General features: G+C 39.4%; 17 protein-coding genes, 1 tRNA gene and 1 pseudogene. 12 read left to right on the top strand and 7 right to left on the bottom strand.

Annotation, left to right across the window (positions count from 1 at the left end):
* Nucleotides 1–25: 25 nt before the first annotated feature.
* Nucleotides 26–1,858 (top strand): hypothetical protein, encoded by a 1,833-nt coding sequence (locus tag AB7E63_RS07470; protein WP_428419095.1) that lies wholly within the window; start codon nucleotides 26–28, stop codon nucleotides 1,856–1,858.
* On the opposite strand, the gene AB7E63_RS07465 is transcribed toward AB7E63_RS07470, so the two are convergent.
* The 5 genes from AB7E63_RS07465 to AB7E63_RS07445 form a co-directional block, all read right to left on the bottom strand.
* Nucleotides 1,855–3,105, bottom strand: a complete 1,251-nt coding sequence (locus tag AB7E63_RS07465; protein WP_013924516.1) for an MFS transporter — start codon at nucleotides 3,103–3,105, stop codon at nucleotides 1,855–1,857. The genes AB7E63_RS07470 and AB7E63_RS07465 overlap by 4 nt on opposite strands.
* Before the next feature lie 82 nt (nucleotides 3,106–3,187).
* A complete protein-coding gene (locus AB7E63_RS07460; protein WP_006341314.1) occupies nucleotides 3,188–4,171 on the bottom strand; it encodes an ABC transporter ATP-binding protein in 984 nt (327 codons plus the stop codon).
* Nucleotides 4,168–5,211 (bottom strand): ABC transporter ATP-binding protein, encoded by a 1,044-nt coding sequence (locus AB7E63_RS07455; RefSeq protein ID WP_428419092.1) that lies wholly within the window; start codon nucleotides 5,209–5,211, stop codon nucleotides 4,168–4,170. The genes AB7E63_RS07460 and AB7E63_RS07455 overlap by 4 nt, the downstream gene beginning before the upstream one ends.
* 3 nt (nucleotides 5,212–5,214) lie before the next feature.
* Complete coding sequence (scpB, locus tag AB7E63_RS07450; RefSeq protein WP_006341316.1) at nucleotides 5,215–5,862, bottom strand: SMC-Scp complex subunit ScpB; 648 nt, start codon at nucleotides 5,860–5,862, stop codon at nucleotides 5,215–5,217.
* 3 nt (nucleotides 5,863–5,865) lie between these two features.
* Entirely contained in the window at nucleotides 5,866–6,594 is a 729-nt protein-coding gene (locus AB7E63_RS07445) for a segregation and condensation protein A (RefSeq protein WP_006341317.1), read from the bottom strand.
* Nucleotides 6,595–6,799: 205 nt separating this feature from the next.
* On the opposite strand from AB7E63_RS07445, the gene AB7E63_RS07440 reads away from it, so the two are divergent.
* The gene (locus AB7E63_RS07440; RefSeq protein WP_006341318.1) at nucleotides 6,800–8,839 is read left to right on the top strand and encodes a S41 family peptidase; all 2,040 of its coding nucleotides are present in this window, start codon (nucleotides 6,800–6,802) and stop codon (nucleotides 8,837–8,839) included.
* A 120-nt stretch (nucleotides 8,840–8,959) separates the two neighbouring features.
* Nucleotides 8,960–9,032, top strand: a tRNA-Phe gene (locus tag AB7E63_RS07435).
* Nucleotides 9,033–9,094: 62 nt separating this feature from the next.
* Here AB7E63_RS07435 and AB7E63_RS07430 read toward each other — a convergent pair.
* Complete coding sequence (locus AB7E63_RS07430; RefSeq protein ID WP_050784568.1) at nucleotides 9,095–9,739, bottom strand: GNAT family N-acetyltransferase; 645 nt, start codon at nucleotides 9,737–9,739, stop codon at nucleotides 9,095–9,097.
* Nucleotides 9,740–10,077: 338 nt separating this feature from the next.
* On the opposite strand from AB7E63_RS07430, the gene AB7E63_RS07425 reads away from it, so the two are divergent.
* Together AB7E63_RS07425 and AB7E63_RS07420 are read left to right on the top strand one after the other, a co-directional pair.
* Nucleotides 10,078–10,284 carry a hypothetical protein gene (locus AB7E63_RS07425; protein WP_013924512.1) on the top strand — a complete coding sequence of 69 codons (207 nt, stop codon included), beginning with the start codon at nucleotides 10,078–10,080 and terminating at the stop codon, nucleotides 10,282–10,284.
* A gap of 106 nt (nucleotides 10,285–10,390) precedes the next feature.
* Entirely contained in the window at nucleotides 10,391–10,555 is a 165-nt protein-coding gene (locus AB7E63_RS07420) for a hypothetical protein (protein WP_161792767.1), read from the top strand.
* Nucleotides 10,556–10,684: 129 nt separating this feature from the next.
* Here AB7E63_RS07420 and AB7E63_RS07415 read toward each other — a convergent pair whose 3' ends face one another.
* Complete coding sequence (locus AB7E63_RS07415; protein WP_428419090.1) at nucleotides 10,685–11,668, bottom strand: NAD(P)-dependent oxidoreductase; 984 nt, start codon at nucleotides 11,666–11,668, stop codon at nucleotides 10,685–10,687.
* A 217-nt stretch (nucleotides 11,669–11,885) separates the two neighbouring features.
* Between AB7E63_RS07415 and rplU the strand changes: the two genes are divergently transcribed.
* The 7 genes and pseudogenes from rplU to AB7E63_RS07380 all read left to right on the top strand — a co-directional run.
* The gene (rplU, locus tag AB7E63_RS07410) at nucleotides 11,886–12,200 is read left to right on the top strand and encodes a 50S ribosomal protein L21 (RefSeq protein WP_006341324.1); all 315 of its coding nucleotides are present in this window, start codon (nucleotides 11,886–11,888) and stop codon (nucleotides 12,198–12,200) included.
* Between the two features lie 11 nt (nucleotides 12,201–12,211).
* Nucleotides 12,212–12,463: a 50S ribosomal protein L27 gene (gene rpmA, locus AB7E63_RS07405; RefSeq protein ID WP_006341325.1), complete on the top strand. Its 252-nt coding sequence runs from the start codon at nucleotides 12,212–12,214 to the stop codon at nucleotides 12,461–12,463.
* A gap of 140 nt (nucleotides 12,464–12,603) precedes the next feature.
* Nucleotides 12,604–13,614 (top strand): GTPase ObgE, encoded by a 1,011-nt coding sequence (obgE, locus tag AB7E63_RS07400; RefSeq protein WP_006341326.1) that lies wholly within the window; start codon nucleotides 12,604–12,606, stop codon nucleotides 13,612–13,614.
* A 168-nt stretch (nucleotides 13,615–13,782) separates the two neighbouring features.
* Nucleotides 13,783–14,181: a thioredoxin family protein gene (locus AB7E63_RS07395; protein WP_428419088.1), complete on the top strand. Its 399-nt coding sequence runs from the start codon at nucleotides 13,783–13,785 to the stop codon at nucleotides 14,179–14,181.
* Nucleotides 14,182–14,391: 210 nt separating this feature from the next.
* On the top strand, nucleotides 14,392–16,902 hold the full coding sequence (locus tag AB7E63_RS07390) for a protein-tyrosine phosphatase family protein (protein WP_006341328.1): 2,511 nt from the start codon (nucleotides 14,392–14,394) through the stop codon (nucleotides 16,900–16,902).
* A gap of 135 nt (nucleotides 16,903–17,037) precedes the next feature.
* Nucleotides 17,038–17,487, top strand: a complete 450-nt coding sequence (gene trxA / locus AB7E63_RS07385) for a thioredoxin (protein ID WP_006341329.1) — start codon at nucleotides 17,038–17,040, stop codon at nucleotides 17,485–17,487.
* A 92-nt stretch (nucleotides 17,488–17,579) separates the two neighbouring features.
* Nucleotides 17,580–18,043, top strand: a pseudogene (locus AB7E63_RS07380) (protein-tyrosine phosphatase family protein); the annotation flags it as partial.

Here is an 18,043-nt window from a genome sequence, read left to right as displayed (position 1 = left end):
TGTTGAACTTTATGGAAGATTTACAATGCGTGAGAGATCTGAGGGACTCCCAGTCTTTGACCCTTCTGTAGCAGTTGATGCTGCTCTGACTAAACTTGAAGAGTTTACTGCGCAAAATGCGCAAGAACCATTTCCGCATGTCTATCATTTAAAAACAGCAGAGCCCCTATTGGGGCGTGGGCGCGCCTATCAGATCAAAAAACAAGTCCGCATGTTAAGCTCTTGCATTGCCTCGATTTTTTCGGAAGAAATTCGGAAAAGGCACAACCAAATTCGAGAAGAAGTTCAAGATGACCTTTTAAATGCCATTGGCATTCTAAAAAATCATTATCCATATATATACAAGCTCGAACAAGGCTCTCCTTCACACCAAGCCTTAGCCAAACGTTTTTTCTCCACAATTAAAAATTTCAATGCCTTAATCGACCTCAATCCAGACGATGTTTCACAGAAAAGTTCCGGTTTTTGGCGCACGATCCGCTCTTATCTTTGCCGAATAGGGGGGCTTTCCATTACGAAACGCTTTATTTGTAATCAAATTCTTCTACCCAACCGACAAAGTCTTGAAGAAGACTCCTCCATTAAACTTTTGAATAAGCGCTTTCAAATTCAGTCTCAAACAACCACAACCGACAAAGTCTCTAACTTATTCCAAAGCACCAAAACACTTGATCACCATCAAGACACGGAGTTATTTTGGATGAAAGCCCTTTCATTACTCCGTAACAAAGGCGTTTATTTCGATTCAATAGAGGAAGAGCTCAAGTGTATTAAACAATCTCCGATTTATGGAACTTTGACTCCCAATCAATCTGACGGGGCCTACTGCGAGTCGTGGACGCTAGAAATGAAGCAGGTTATTAAGCCATTTCCTGGAGAGAAATATATTGTTGTCGGGCAATTCATGAAACATTCTCACGCGGCTGCCCGAGGAGTCCCTATCCCTAATAGCTTTTTTATTACCGCCACCCCTTCACAAACAGGATTTCCCCATCCTTGCCAATATTCGGGTTGGGCTCTAAGTGAAATGCTCATACCTAAATGTCCGCATCGCCTTGATTTACTCCCTACCGTATCTTCCATTTTAAAACATCAACACGAGACCGCTAATCAACTGATCGCTTCAGAGGAGAATCTCACCAAAGCTAAAAAAATTTATCTTCTACGAAAAAAAGTTTTTCAGGAACATCTCGATTTTTTTTTAAACCTTCATGAAACTTTGTGCCTGACGATATTGAATGCTCAAGAGATCAGTGAAGACATGGAGGCAACGATAAAACGTTATTTTACGACACTCAGAGGGCACCCCGACCCCTTCGACTGCCTTGCGGAAACACATTACACGATCATGAACCAATTTGTCACAAAACCCTATATTGCCTTGCAAAATGCTTGGACAGAAAAAGGAACGCTTGCGTTCAATGCTGGTGGCAAAGCGGCTGCACACATTTTGGAAAAAGAAATCGCCCTGAAATGCCAAGAACTGCGTCTTCAGAAAGAAAAAACCGATATAGATATCGAAAAGACTATTTTAGATTTTATTTTAGTATTAGGCCCTCTTTTAGCAACACCTTCTATTAAAATTATTTTGCAAGAATTCTCTGAAATCATGAATTTTGAACCTCCTTTGCTAGATAATTTTGCTCAAAAAGTACAAGCGGCCGTTTATCGGCAAACACTCGCATTTCAATACGATTTGCAAGCAGATACGGAAGAAAGCAAAATGTTTGGACAGCTAAAAGAAAGCTTATTAGAGGATATTCAGCTTTTTTCTCAGCCAGAATCAGGCGCTTATTTCGTCATTGTTGAAGAACTCAAAAGATACTTTGAAACCCGTTATGCTTCACAAAAATCTTAAGTATTCTCACGGACCATTTGTAAGTATCTCCGCGAAAATGTAGACATCCGCTCTGTCGCACATAAGCAGACAAGGCCACCTAAGCACAACACAAGCACTGGATTGAACAAACTGCATAAAATGGCAGCAAAGGCTGGAGCGACGCATCCACGCAATCCGACGGCCAAAACCCCCACATTGCTATATCCAGAGCTATCTTCCTCTTTTGAAAAAATAGGACCAGATAAATTCCAGCTTAACTCACTTCCTCCTTGCATAACGCCCCAAATGATGTATGCAAAATACAACCAAGCAACATGCCATTGTGCCGCAATCAAACACAATGGGAAAAGAGCAGCAATACCTGTGACATAAGCACTGAAACGATAGATATCGACTTTATTCATCCAATCAGCCCAAATTCTTGAGGTGAGCGCAACCCCAATCCCTTTGCAAAGCGCAATGGCAATGGCCAACTCCGTGTAAGAAAGATTTAGATTATCCATAAAAAATTTAGGAAAAGCGGGATACATAATCATCAGTCCGGTTCCTCCAAACATAAATCCGATCTGAAAAGCCCGGAAATCGGGCCTTCGGCAAATGAGTGACCACGCATTCATCCAAGGTTCAGCCAAAACTCGGGCAAAGGGAATGGGAAACCACAATGGTTTTTCAATTTTCTCGTCTTGAATCGGAATTCGATATTGAAAAATCGCTGAAGCTAAAGAAACAAAGGCTGTCAGAGGAAAAATCCAACGCCATGCCTGATAATATCCATCTAGCAATCCCCCAATCAAAAAAGGAAAGCAAGCATCACCTAGGTACCCAACAGTTGTTCCATACGCGAAAATGCGCTCTCGAGAAACTCCTGGCAAATTGAGTTTTAAGATTTCCATCCAAGCAGGCATAACACCACGATGAAGGGCCATAAACCACCCAAATGCAGCAATGATCAGCCAAGGATCTGTAACCCAAGGAAATAGGAAGAATGGCAATACACTCAGGACATTCGCCCAAATGATATTGGCTCGCAGTCGATCTCTTCTTTGATTAATCGAAAAACTCCAATAAACAGAGAGAAGCGAAGCCATCGGTTTAATGGCTGTAACAGCTGCAATTTGTAAGGGTGTCGCCTGAAAATCGCGATAGAGAATAAAGGGGATTAAAGAATAAATAGCCCAAAAAGGGGTCCTCAACAATCGAGACCACATAAAAGCATTACGTGTCTCAACGGCATACATATGCGGACTAGCGGGTGTTATCGTCATGAGGTTTCTTAAAATTTTTTTTCAGCCTATTTTACACGATTTTGGGTATATATACAAATCCCTTAAAAACATCACATAATAATTAATCAAGAATACAGTGATAGATATGATCCTTCTTTCCGCTTACTAAATCCAGCACCTCCTTTTTAGGGGGTGTCACGGCACAAATAGGCTGTGCATAAGGACAACGCGTGCGAAATGGACAGCCACTAGGCGGATTTTGCGCAGAAGGGATCTCCCCTTTTAACAGGATCCTTTTTTTTTCTTGACCTGGGTAAGAACGAGGAATAGCAGATAAAAGTGCTTGTGTGTAAGGGTGCTTTGGATTGCGAAATAGCTCTTGTTTGGAAGCACACTCCATCACTTTGCCTAAATAAAGCACAACCACTTCGTCACAGATATGCTCAATCACAGACAAATCATGGGAAATGAAGAGATAGCTAAACCCCATTTTATTTTTCAAATCTGTCAATAAATTTAAGACCTGAGCTTGAATGGAAACATCTAAAGCTGAAACGGCTTCATCACAAATGATCAATTGTGGTCGCATAGCGATGGCGCGTCCGATACAGATCCTTTGCTGTTGCCCTCCTGAAAATTGATGGGGATATTTGCGCATTGCATCTGGTGATAATCCGACAGACTCAAGCGTTTCTGCCACCGTTTCAATCTGCTCTTCTCGCGTTTTGACTAAACCATGATAGATAAGCCCTTCTCCAATAGCTTCTCCAATTGTTTTACGGGGGTTTAGAGAAGAATAGGGATTTTGAAAGATCATCTGCACATTTTTTCTAACAGATTTCAGTTCACTATGACTCATGGCTAATAGGTCTTGTCCTAAAAAAGAAATATGCCCTTCCGTCGGTTCAATCAAACGAATAGCGGCACGTCCTGCCGTACTTTTGCCCGAGCCAGACTCGCCAACCATCCCCAAAACTTTTCCCGTTTCGACTTTGAAATCAATCCCATTTACAGCCTTAATTTCCGCTGTTTGATGGCGAAAGAGCCCTGAATAGACAGGAAAAAACTTTTTCAAATTCCGCACTTCCAGCAATGTCTTTGTCATCGCAATGCCTTCGGTTTTGCTTGAGATAAGAGGAATAATCTATCTTGACTTTCTGAAGTTTGATCATACAACCAACACTTGGTGTCGTGCAGGCTAGACTCGATGGCAAAATTCAAAACTTCCCCTTCTTTACATTTTCCCATGACATAGGGACAACGAGGATGAAAGCGACATCCCTTTGGATAATGTGTAAAGGGAGGAACAGCTCCTTTGATCACATTTAATCGGCCTCTTTCATGATCTCCTCCAGGCCTGGAATTAAACAATCCCACGGTATAAGGATGCGCCATATTCCCAAAAATGTTCTCAACAGGACCTCTTTCGATAATTTCTGAGGCATACATAACAGCAACCTCATTCGCTATCTCCGCTACAATTCCCATATCGTGCGTAATTAAAAGAATAGCCATCCCTTTTTTGTGCTGAAGATCACACATCAAATCCAATACTTGCGCTTGAATGGTCACATCTAATGCTGTAGTTGGTTCATCGGCAATCAGAATATCGGGCTCACAAACAAGGGCCATGGCAATCATTACACGCTGTTTCATTCCACCCGAAAGCTGGTGAGGATAATCTTGCAATCGATCTTCTGGAGAAGATATTCCCACATCTTTTAGAGCTTTTATGACACGTGCAGTTGCTTCATCCTCATAAATATTCAGATGCATCTCAACAACTTCTAAGAGCTGCTCTCCAATTGTATATACGGGATTCAGAGCATTGGTGGGATCTTGAAAAATCATCGCAATGGAAGCTCCCCGAATACGCGCCATCTCTTTTTCTGGTATTTCTAAAAGATTGCGATTACGGTATAGAATTTCTCCTTTTGGATGCAAAGCAGGGGGAACAGGAAGGATCCGCATAATCGATAAGGCTGTCACGGTTTTTCCACAGCCCGATTCTCCAACAATAGCCAACGTTTTTCCGGCATGCAAATCAAAAGATACATCTTGAACAACAGGGAAGTGCTTTTTTCCAACTTGAAAATATGTATGGAGGTGGCGTACCTGTAATACTGGCTTAGATGTATCTGTCATTGACTACCTTTTTGCCCCTAAATCTAATTGTGGCAAATCTTTTAAATCCCGTAATCCAAAGTAAGTTAAAAAATTCTGCGTAATAGCGTATAAGGTAGGTCGTCCTGGAGCCTCTAATTTTCCAACGGCTTCGATAAGCTCTCGCTCAAGAAGATTAACGAGAGTTCCAGAAGAATCTACTCCGCGTATAGCATCGATTTGTGGACGAGTGATGGGCTGTCGATAAGCGATGATTGCAAGGACTTCCGCCGCAGCTTGAGAAAGTTTTTCAGACTTTTTATGCCTAAATAGCATTTGGATATAGGGGGCATATTCTTCACAAGAACGCAGGACAAATCCTTGCGCAATTTCTTCTAATCGAAAAGCTCTTCCTTGTGAAATATATTCTTCTTGAAGTTGCTCGATAATTTCTCGTAGCATACGCGGTTTTATCGGATAAAAAGTTTCGATAATCTCGCGCATTTTATTGAAAGAAACTGTCTCGCTCGAGGCAAATAGCAAAGCTTCTAAAATTTGTTTAATTTTCCTGCGCATTTGTAACTGCTGGTCCCGATCATATTTTTCTTCAGCCGCTTTGGCCGCTTCTACTCGAGACGTATTAATCAGGCAGGTTTCTAACGTGGACTCGAATAAATTAATTTCATTCGTCATAAATCAATGCATATCTTTTGTTGATGAGGGCGAGCTCAAAATAATTAAATTTGTTTCAATTTCTTTAAATACAGATAGTTCCCCAAGTTTCATCAGTTCTAACACAGCTAAAAAAGTCACAATTAATTCGTCACGGGAACATGCACATGCTAAAAGATCTGCAAATAAGAATCTGTCCGATTTTTTTAATTCTACACGCAAATGCCGGATTTTATCGGAAACACGCCAGACTTCTTCTTGCACAACCTTTGTTTGTGCGGAAAATTTTGTCAATGCTTGTTGAAAGAGAGCGGCTAAATCTGTTAAGGAAAGATGCGCTAATCCCATGCCCTTTTTAATTTCTGAGGGTTCGATTCCACGGGAATAATAAACGCTTTGAGAGTCACCTCTTTCAGCAAGATCTTTGGCGGCATCTTTAAAACGGCAATAGTCGACTAAGTGGTGAATAATTTCAAAATGAGGATCTTCAATCTCAAGGACTTCTTCTTCAACTTGCTCATGCTTGGGTAAAAGTGTTTTACTTTTCATCCAAAGCAAAGAGGCCGCTGAAGCAATAAAATCCGCGCCTTGATCAATTTGCGCATCCTCTTGATCCTTAAAACGTTCTAAATACTGGGAAGTCATTCTGCGTAGCGGAATTTCAAAAATATCGATTTCGTTTTTTTGGATTAAATGCAAAAGGAACTCCAGAGATCCCGTAAAATTCTCAAATTCAAATGTTTCTTGATTCACTTTGTTAAATCTCCCTGCAACACAAACACTAGCATAGCTGAGGAATGATTTCTGCGCATAGCATAAATCATTGCTTTGGAATGTGAAACAGATTTATTTCGCAATCATTTTAAATTAGTTTGAAATAGAAGAGATAGATAATTGTTTTTATTAAAAAAATTATTTATAATTAAGAATAGTGACATTCCAACTTCTGGGAGCCTATATGCCGATTTGTAAACGACTATTCTTTCTTTTGATTTTTCTCTTCTCCTATGCCTTTTCTGCCGAACATGAACTCCTTAAAACGGCCGATGTCAATAAAGTCATGCAAAACATTTTGCAGCAGCACGTATCGCAAAAAAAAATATCTGATCAAATTCTTAAAACATCCTTTAAAGTCTACATTGACCAATTTGATCCCGATCGAACTTACCTTCTCGAGACAGAAACAACCCCTTTTTTAAATGTCAATGATAAGCAAGCTCAACAACTTTTAAAACAATATTTAAAAAGTGATTTTGGAGCCTATAGCCGACTCAATTCAATGATTCAAGGCTCTATCCTCCGTGCTCGCAAAATTCGTCAAAATCTGATCAAAAACCCCAAGCAATTGTTTCTTTACCAAAACCCAAAAGATGCTAAAAGCGATTGGGAAGACCCCGATTTAAAACGTCCCTTCGTGCGTGGTACAAATGAATTAATGAGTCGGATTAAGCAAGATATGGTGCGCTTTATCAATGCTGAAATTAATCACTATGGCGCGGCTAAAGTACAAAAAAATGAGCAAGCTATTCTCGCCTTCTATGAAAATAAACAGCGTGAAAAAGAAGATAAATATTTATTTAGAAATACAGCGGGTCGAGATTTAGCAAAACCAGAAAGAGAGAATCTTTTTGTGATGCATATTTTAAAAGCCTTAACACGTAGCTTAGATGCCCACACGACTTTTTATGATGCGTCGGAAGCCTATGACATGAAAATGCGCCTTGAGAAAGGGGTCATCGGAGTGGGTTTAGTTCCTCAAGAAACGGAAGATGGAATGATTGTGGCCCGAATCATACAAAATGGGCCGGCCGCCAAAAATGGCCAAATACAGCTTGATGATCAAATTGTTAAAATCAACGGTAAAGATGCGACCAATCAATCTTTTGATCAAGTGATGCATAGCCTGCAAGCCAAACCGGGATCAGTGATCTCCATGGTGCTAAAAAAGCCAGCTACACCTGACAACGATTACACAAGCTCGATCTATCATGTGGATTTAACAAGCGAAGCCATCTCCATTGATGAAGGTCGAGCCGAAGCTTCTTATGAGTCTTTTGAGGATGGAGTATTAGGAGTTGTCACTCTCAACTCTTTTTATCAGGGGATTCATGGGATCAATAGTGAACTTGACGTCCGCAAAGCCTTGAATGAACTTACACAAAAAGGCAAAATACGTGGACTTGTTTTAGACCTACGCGAAAACAGTGGAGGCTTTTTAAGTCAAGCAGTCAAAGTCGCCGGGCTTTTTATTACCAATGGCGTGATCGTAATCTCTAAGTACTCGAATGGAGAAGAACGTTTTTATCGCGATATGGATGGAAAAGCTTATTACAATGGGCCTTTAATTGTACTGACCTCAAAAGCCACCGCCTCTGCTGCAGAAATTGTAGCTCAGGCCTTACAAGATTACGGAGTCGCACTCGTCGTCGGAGACGAACAAACGTATGGAAAAGGGACGATTCAAAGCCAAACAGTCACTGACAATAAAGGCTCTTCTTACTTTAAAGTCACAGTTGGAAAATACTACACAGTCTCAGGAAAGACCCCCCAAATTCAGGGTGTTAAAGCGGATGTTATTGTGCCTAGTCAATTTAGCCGAGAAAATATCGGAGAAGAATTTCTTGAATATCCTCTTACACACGACACCATTTCCTCTGCTTATGAAGATCTTTTAGAGGATATCGATCCGACTTTAAAACCTTGGTACCTACGCTATTATTCTCCTACTCTGCAACACAAAATCCGTACTTGGCGCACGATGCTCCCTGTGTTAAGAAAAAACAGCGCTCATCGATTGGTCAGTAATACACAATACCAAAAATTTTTAACCAACCAGGACGACGCCTCGAAAGTAGTCGTCATAAATTCTGATGATAAAACACAGCCCATCAACACCAAAGATCTTCAGTTAGTTGAGGCTGTTAATATCTTAAAAGATATGATCTACCTTCAAAATTCTGTACATCCCACGAAAAAGCCCGCGATGAGTGAAAAATAACGTGAGGCATTTTTCGTTTTTATCCCCTTATTTATTAAGGGGATAAATCATTTTTATCGAAAAAATGCAATTAAGTGATTGCACAAAAATTGCAATTCGACTATGTTTTTCCTTCTATCCGGCCAGATAGCTCAGTCGGTAGAGCAGAGGACTGAAAATCCTTGTGTCGCTGGTTCGATTCCAGTTCTGGCCACATTTGCAGAAAAAGCTTCGGCTTTTTCTGCTTTTTTTTTATCTCCACAACCCTTGAATTTTCTATTTGGATTCTAAATCACAAAACATCGGTGTGCGCTTGATTGCAAATAGGTCTTCTTTCGATCCATTTTCTGCAAATTCAGGATCGCGCTTAAAACCGAGCCTCTCATAAAAAGATAAAGCCCCAGGAGCCCCCATAAGATAGAGATACTCGGCTTGATGTTCTGCCCCAAGCTTTTTACAAAATTCAACAATAGAAGAACCCGCCCCTTTCACTCGATGTGGATGATTGCTATTTTGCGGGTAATTCAAGTTCCAGATAGACGTAATCAAGGAATAGAGCTCGATACCCTTCTTGCCCTTGAAATCTTCCCGATTAAGCAACACAAGCCCCATGGCCTGCGGAAGCTGATTAGAGACATCATAGGCAACCACGATTTTGTGTTTGATAGCCATCCCTTTCTGAAAATCACTCACAACAGTGTTAATTTTTAATAACTCCATTAAGCTAGCACTAAATATCCCGAATATTTTTTTATTGCTTTCTTGCGATAAGCCTGGATCTGCCAGATGAATGGAACCCAAGCATTCTTGAACTTTTTTTTGCTGTTCAGCAATATGTGATAACAATTTTGTTAATTCGACCTCCCCATTTTCCAATATCTTGATATCGAACCTAGTAGAAGCAGACTCTATTCCATTCATTTTTGACTCGTGATTATTGTTAATAAAACATCAATAACATTGCATATGTTATTGTGCAAAATTTTAGGTTATCGTTAGTTTATTCTATGGATACAATACAAGATCTCAAATGTTATTTGAAGGAAACACTCCATGCTTTTTTTTCGAACCAAGACCTGGAAGATAAGGAAGACCACCCTTTTTCTTAAAAATCTGTTCATTTCTACCTTGCGCCATTTCTAACATCTGGGCTATCGCCCTTGAAAACACATTAACTCCCCCGCGATCCGCAAACACCTGGAACAACTTCAGATAAAAACGAACATTTCAAATAAAATTCATATGATCACAAAAGACTTATGAAACATGAAGTTGAATTTGTGCCCCCTGACAGATTTAGTTACCTTCTTTGGAAGGATTGGTTAGATAGATGCCAAACCAGCCGGATGTTTCGAGCCATCCCTAAATTAACCCCGGCAACGCAAGCTGTCATTATTTATGCTCTAAATTATGAAGGCAAAAAACGGCTTACGCCACTGGAGCTAGCGAAAGCTCTACTCCAATGACAATGACACATGCACTTAATGAAGCTGAATCGGTGGGCCTAGGAAAATCTCTTCGAGAAGGCAAAGAAAGAACGACTCTTTGTTTTATAGAGGATAAAGCTCCGCTATGGAAAAAATCCGAACCATTCATGCAAACCTGTCCGAATTACTCAATTCAAAAGCCCCTGTGAGTGAAAAAGATACAAATGACATCATTCGTTTATATCAATTATTAACCACCAACACTCGTGTTCATTTATCAGAAACTATTAGCCCCAAAATTTTTGCATGAACTGCAACAAAACACCCCTGATCTTAAAGCACTTGGGTTAAAGTACACACCAGCCTCCGACATCGTAACTGAGTCAAATTTATAGCATCCCATTAAATGAAACTGTCCCAATCAACCAATCTGGAGTCTTCAAATATCAAATATCATGGCATTGTGATCGATCCGATTACGCATGGCACTGGCATTGCCATGCACATACTGACGCAAATTATACCGAAATGTTCGATAGGCTTCAGTTGACTCAGATTTGGGACGCGATCCGACTTCAGGCGTAATGATCGCCTGCGGAATCTGCCAAAGAAGAGATCCCTGAGGAATGGGATTTTGATAAGAGGAATCAATCAAAAGACCACGCAATTTAGTGGACTGCTGCATTTTGCTTATAGCTGCTTGAGAAAAAATTTTGTAAGACCCAACAACACTTAAGATGGAATTATTTTTCATTAAATCGAACTCTTTAACCCCAAACCACTCTTCAAAAGTTCGACTTCTTGGCAAACAAAGACTTACAATATCCACTTCCGAAATCAAATGATGAAAATTTTCCAAAGAAAATGTCTTGTGACAATACGGATTAAAAGAAGCGTGTGGCTGCACACCCCAAATGGTCATTCCAAATTGTTTGGCCATACGAGCCACTTCTGATCCGGTCTTACCTAACCCAATTTGCAACATTTTTTTTCCGTTCAATGTCCACATTTGATCACGCAACTCGCTGGCCCAAACAGCAGCAGGATCTTGATCAAGAAATTTCCATTTAAATAGATTTTTCGCAAAAGCCAACATGACTCCCAGGACATACTCCCCTATTTGCACCACATTTTCCTCTCTCGTGACTGTGATCTGAACATTCCCTTGATCCGCAATCAAATCTAAACATAATCGATTTAATTGATCCGAGGGTGAATGAATCCACTTTAATTGATCAGCTAATGCAAATTCATTTTCAGCCAGCCGATTTCCATAGATAATTTCGACTTTTCCCCAATCTTCTTTGCTTAAATTTCGATAGGTCGTTTCCGTAAAGGCTAAAAAAAGATAGTGGGGAAATTCTTGCATCAACAGTTCAATTTCTTCAATTGAGAGAGGACTTTGTAAAAGAACAATATTCATAAATCCCGTTTTTTTGGTTTTTCTTCTCAAAGCTTTATATTCAAAATTATCCCGATTTTCTGATTGATTTCAAACGAGATTTCGGCTATAGTTTAGCATTATGTTTAAAAGGCTCACTTACATTTCGAAAGAAATATCCAAAAAAATTGACGATTTTTTTGCCCAGATGTAGCTGAGCTTCTATTCTAAATAGGTCGAAGACTGTAGGGAGATAAAAATGTACGCAATTATTAAAACCGGCGGAAAACAATATCGAGTTGCCAAAGACGCTACAATCGATGTTGAACTGCTCGATGCAACTCCAGGAAGTGTTGTAGAATTTCGAGAAGTTCTACTTGTGAACGATGGCGCTTCTACAACGGTTGGCCAACCACACGTTTCCAATTACCTAGTAAAAGGCGAATACCTTGAAACAGTATTGGGTGATAAAGTTGTGAGTGTTAAATACAAAAAGCGCCAAAACCAGAGAAGAAAGTTTGGCCATAGACAAAAATATGCACGCATTCGCATTACCGAGATTGCAGCAGTTTAACGGAGGAAAAAATGGCACATAAGAAAGGGCAGGGGTCAACCCGTAACGGACGCGATTCTCACTCAAAGCGTCTTGGAGTTAAAGTTGGATCTGGTCAGCTTGTTAAAGCAGGCAGCATTCTAGTTAGACAAAGAGGAACTAAATGGCACCCAAGCAAAAACGTCGCTCGAGCTAAAGACGACTCTTTATTTGCACTTGTCGATGGAATCGTGACATTTCGAAAGACTTTTAAAACGTTTGTTTCTATCGAAACTGGCGCCTAAGAATCACAGCCAACCACAGAGAACAGTGTCAATGATCACCGCTGAGCTCTGTGGCTAAGCTCAATCTCCCATTCTTTTTATTGTCCTTTTCTACCCTCTCCTCATTTCAGTATTAAATTTATACAAGGAACCATACCCTTATGTTTTTTGATCGTGTTGTTGTCGATATTTCTGCAGGCAAAGGTGGCAACGGCGTTATCGCTTGGCGCAGAGAAAAATATATTCCAAAAGGCGGACCTTGCGGCGGAAATGGCGGCAACGGGGGCTCAGTCATTTTAGAAGCAGACATTCAATTGTCATCGCTAGAATGGTTTCGCAATAGACGTATTCTAAAAGCCGAAAATGGAGTCCAAGGCGGAGCAAATTGCCGAAAAGGACGTAACGGCCAAGACCTTGTTCTTAAAGTCCCTTGCGGAACACTTGTAAAGGATACTCAAACAGGTGAAGTTTTGTACGACCTCAAAGAAAATGGGCAAAAAGTTGTATTGTGCAAAGGTGGAAAAGGCGGACGTGGAAACGACAGCTTTAAAACGCCAACGAATCGCGCCCCAAACATCTGTACAGAAGGCCTAAAAGGCGAAGCTTGTGAGATTGAGTTTGAACTTAAGCTCATTGCGGATGTTGGTCTCGTCGGATACCCTAACGCAGGAAAATCCACACTGATTTCTACGCTAACCTATTTACGTGTAAAAATTGCTCCTTATCCATTTACAACCCTTCATCCAAATATTGGTTACATTCAACTCCCCGATTACAAACGTATTTTTATCGCGGACATTCCGGGCATCATTGAAAATGCTCACGAAAACCGCGGATTAGGTTTTGAATTTTTACGCCATATTGAACGCACCAAATTATTGCTTTTTGTCTTAGATGCCTCGGGTATTGATGGGCGAAATCCTTCCGATGACTACCGCGTCCTACGACAAGAGCTGGAAGCTTACAATCCGGAGCTACTTGAGAGACCTTTCTTGGTCATTCTTAACAAGATTGATGCTCTAGAATCTGAAGAACACATCAAACAATTCCGCAGCGATTATACCTTGCCTTCAAACGTTCTTTTCGAAATTTCTGCAACTGAGAAATTAGGACTTGCAGAACTTAAAGAAGCCATTGTCGAACAAGTGTCTTCATTAGATTCAGAAGAGTAATTTAGAAAGAGAGTCAGAATAACTTTTATTCTGACTCTCTTTCTAAATCTTCAAAGTTCAAACTTTCTCTTACATACATGCTCAGCCTGTTTCCACAAAACATTTTGATCATAAATGCTTTCAATCCTATAATTCGCCATTTAAATGCCCTCTCTCAAAGGATCTGAAATGGACAAGTCTTGGCTCTTTGCCCTCCTCTTATTGCTCTCTGTTAATGACCTAAAAGCAGAGTCTCCCTACCAAAGCTACAACTTTTTGGTAGAAGAAATTACCGAAGAAAATTTTTATTCAAAAACTCAAGAGAGACCCACTTTGATCGATTTTTATGCCCCATGGTGCGGATCTTGTATAATTTTTGAACCTACTTTTGTAAAGATTGCTCAGGAGATGCGTGAAAGGGTCATTTTTTATAAAGTTAATATCGACACTTCCTGGAATCTTTTGGAGCAGTACGAAATCGTTTCCATCCCTACTTTAATTTTCTTTAAAGATGGCCGCGAAATCAACCGCCATGAAGGTGAATTACCCGAGAATTCTTTAAAAGCATTTATCTATTCAAATCTGTAGTCTACTATACTCGCCTGCCCTGAAGACATCTTAGATATCCACCCCCCCTTCTAAATTGCATGAGGGCTTTCCTTTGCATATTCAAATAAATAAGCCTGAAAGAATTGGTTGAGTCAAATCTTTAAATACATTTAAATATACCGAAAATGGTTACAGGCTATTTCTGAACGAATAATTCTCTTAAAAACTCATAAAAGGCAAAATAATCCTATGCAATTTCCAAGCACTGAAGGCCTTCTTCCTCTTCCTAATAGCTCTTTTTATACTATTCCTAGCACTCACACAAATCCTACACCTTCACAATTAGCAAATATTTTTCTTCCTGTTCCTCGAAGCTCCAACAAAACTTTTCGAGCAAGAAGAGCACATGAAAGCTACCCTCTCACCAAGGCTCCAAGCGATGATGAGGTGAATATTTTTTTTAAGAAATTTAATCACATCTTAGAAAATATAGAGGAATATGATCCCAAAATTCTGGGACCCGTTTACAAAAAATTTTCACAAATACTTCTCTATTTCCGAAATTCCAACAGCCTTGTCTTTGATAAAAAGTTTGATGAATTTCTTAGCTTCACCGCACTAAAAAAATTCCCCGCGGCCTTAAAAAAAACACTGGAACTAATCCCCCCTTATGAGCCTTTATTTGTATTCACACATGCAGTTCCTTCTGATGTATTAAAAGAATTTGTGGATCATCATTTCAGTGTCAACATCAGTGGGGTGAATACAGCCGAATATGCCGATTATAGCATTACCTGCAACAATAAGGTTTTCCATCTCTATTCCATAATCCTCCAAAGGGATTTTAAAGCAGCTGACATCCCGGCAAAATTAGATGAAATTAACAAAAGAGATCCACTTATCTTAGAATTATTGTTAGAACACTCGTGTTGTTGCGAATCGGCTAATTTGCAACAACTCCAACCTGAACAGCTTAAATCCTATATCAGGGCATCGATTCTTTTAGATTTCCAAAAAGAGCTTAGTCATCTAGAACGTTACTGCTCGGATTCAAAATATCATCCTGAGTTATTACAAATCTTTATCGATCTCTACCATGATGACGTCTGTCAAAATAGTGAAATCGTATCAAATGCTATAGAGGATCTGATTTCCAAATGCTTAGCAAAGCTTCTTAAAAATCCCATAAAATACACGCAAAGTCATATCCCAGTTTTGGAAAAATACGGCTCTTATTTAAAACATTTGAGAGTTGATCTGAAGTGCTCCATATATAAATTTCTTCCCTCTCTTTTTCCTAACTTGGAATCATTGATGTTAACAACTTGCTTCGATGACAAATGGAAAAAATTGCTTAAAGATGGTCAACTCTCTAACCTTAGGGAGATTCACGTAGACTTTGAGTTCTCCTCCTTTCATTTGTCCTTATTTGAAAACATGCCTCAACTGGAAAAGATAGAGATTGTTGTACGCAGAGGATCTTCAATCCGCCCCTTTCTAAAACCTGAATTGATGGGAAATCTAAAAACGCTAGGTTTTCTGTATTATACAGATGAAGACGGGGAATGCTCGAAAAGCATCTTGCCTCCCTTAACTTTAAAATCTATTGCAAGATTACCAACATTAGAAAATCTAGGGCTCGAATCAATCGAATTCATCGATTTCTTTGCTTTGAGAGAGATTTTGCAATCCAAAACGCTAAAAACAATCAATATTCAATCTTGTAGATATTGCTTTCAATTTCCACCTAGTCCAAAGCCCCTTGCTTTTGACTTCAAATATGATCTTTTTGGTTTACAAAGCCGCTTTAAGCGCATAAAGATTATACGGGAAGGCAAGGGCAAAGCCTTTCTCCAAACTCTAAATACCCCATTATCCCAAAGTATTGAATTAAGTAATCAAAATCCTACACTAATCACGACAGAACAGGAAGCGATTAGGCTTTTGGAAAAGGTATCTTTCAAGCGATTCTTGAATGTTCAAGAAGCCCTAATCAATCGTTCCCTCAATCGTTATCCAGACATAATGCCCTATGACTACAATTCTATTTCGCAAGAAATTGGATTTTACTTAAATGGAAGTCGCATTGATGGAATCGATAAAAGAATACGTTATGCGACACAAGGTCCCTTAATCACTACTCAAGGAGATTTTTGGAGCGCAGCTTTAAAGGTCAAGACTTCTCTTATCGTAATGGCGACAGATTTTTCAGAGGGATCAACTGTAAAATGCGTACGTTATTGGCCTACTCAGAAAGAGCAAAAAGGGCTCTTCGAAGATCAACTTTCTCAATCAATAGATGTCGAACTTTTAAGTGAAATTCTGATGCCTGGACTAGAGCTTCGAGAGTTTTCAGTGAAATGTGAACAAACATCTCAAGAACAAAGAATCAAACACCTGCATATCAAAGATTGGCAAGATCATAGGGGAAGGACAAGTACTCAGCTACACAATCTGATTAATCACATCATTGAATTGGAAAACTTGTCACCAGAGAATTCAACTTTGATTCACTGCAGTGCAGGAGTTGGAAGAACAGGTCTCGTTTTGCTGTGTCTTGCGATTGAAAAATCCATTCAGGATTTAGCTGAAAATTTTCTAATCAATCCTCGCGAATTTAGATTTAATGCGGAAAAAGCTTTACGGGCACTGCGAATTCAGCGAGCAGAAATGATTACCACTCCAGAACAATTGATTTCCGCGATAGATTATTTTAATTATAGAATTGATCAGATTTGCGCAGCTCAACAAAACGATTGAGTAAAAAATTGACTCAAACCTTTATGCGTCTGTAAGTTTCTTGTTTACTCTCCACAATTAATAATTTGATATTAAACTCTAATAACAATAAAATGAACAATAAAATTTATAATATAACTAACAAAAGGAATTGATATGAATTATAAAAACTACTTTTCTGCATTATTTCTATTATTAAGTGCAGCTTGCTTTGCAAATGAAGATATTAAAACCAATTCTGAAAATTCATCTAAAGTTTTTTATCTCGAAGAAAAACTTGTAAGCAAGGAAATTTCTGTCGATGAACTCAATGATGAAAATTTTTCTTCCAAGATTGAAGAAGGATATGTTTTAGTCGACTTTTTTGCTCCTTGGTGTGGACCTTGCCGTTCTTTTGGTCCTATTTTCGTAAAAGTCGCTCAAGACATGCAAGGCATAGCCACATTTTATAAGCTCAACGTAGATAATGCTTCAAAGACCACCTCGGAGTATCAGGTTAAATCAATTCCAACCATTGTGCTTTTTCGAGATGGGAAAGAGATTTCACGTCACGTCGGCTCGCTAACTGAAGAAGGCCTCAAAGAATTTGTTGAATCAAATCTTTAAACATTGAGGAAAATTCTTTGTGCTGAGCAAACACTCTGTACAAAGAATTTTTATCATTTCTATCTCTCTTTATATAAACTAAAAGGCAAACGATGCAATTCCCAGGTTTCCCACCAAATCCTCTAAGCCCTTCGTCTACACTCCCCCCCTATCAACCAGAGGCTCAGAACCCTATCCCCCATCAAATATTACAAAGTATCTCAGTTCCATCAAGCGCAAGTAACAAAACCTTCCGAGCAACAAAAAGAAAATGGGATGAACACCAACCATCTTTTTCATCAAAGGCTCCAGGTACAGAAACGAAAGAACAATTGATTGAAAACAAAATCGACGATTTTTTTAGGAAAATGAATAGCTATTTAGAAAATATGGAAAAACTCACCCCTCAACAGTTTGAGCAATTTTGTCGGGCTTTCATCTTCGTATGCTCTTATTTCAAGAGATCTAATGTACTTGTATTTGATAAAAAATTTGATGAATTTCTGAGCTTTGAATCCTTAAAAAGGTTACCAGATTTTTTCCAAAAATTTTTGATACGCGTGCCCAACCATATCCC

The sequence above is a fragment of the Parachlamydia sp. genome, assembly GCF_050255895.1.
Lineage (GTDB): Bacteria > Chlamydiota > Chlamydiia > Chlamydiales > Parachlamydiaceae > Parachlamydia > Parachlamydia acanthamoebae.
Note: the sequence above shows the minus strand (reverse complement) of the source record. Positions and strands in the feature narration are given on the sequence as shown.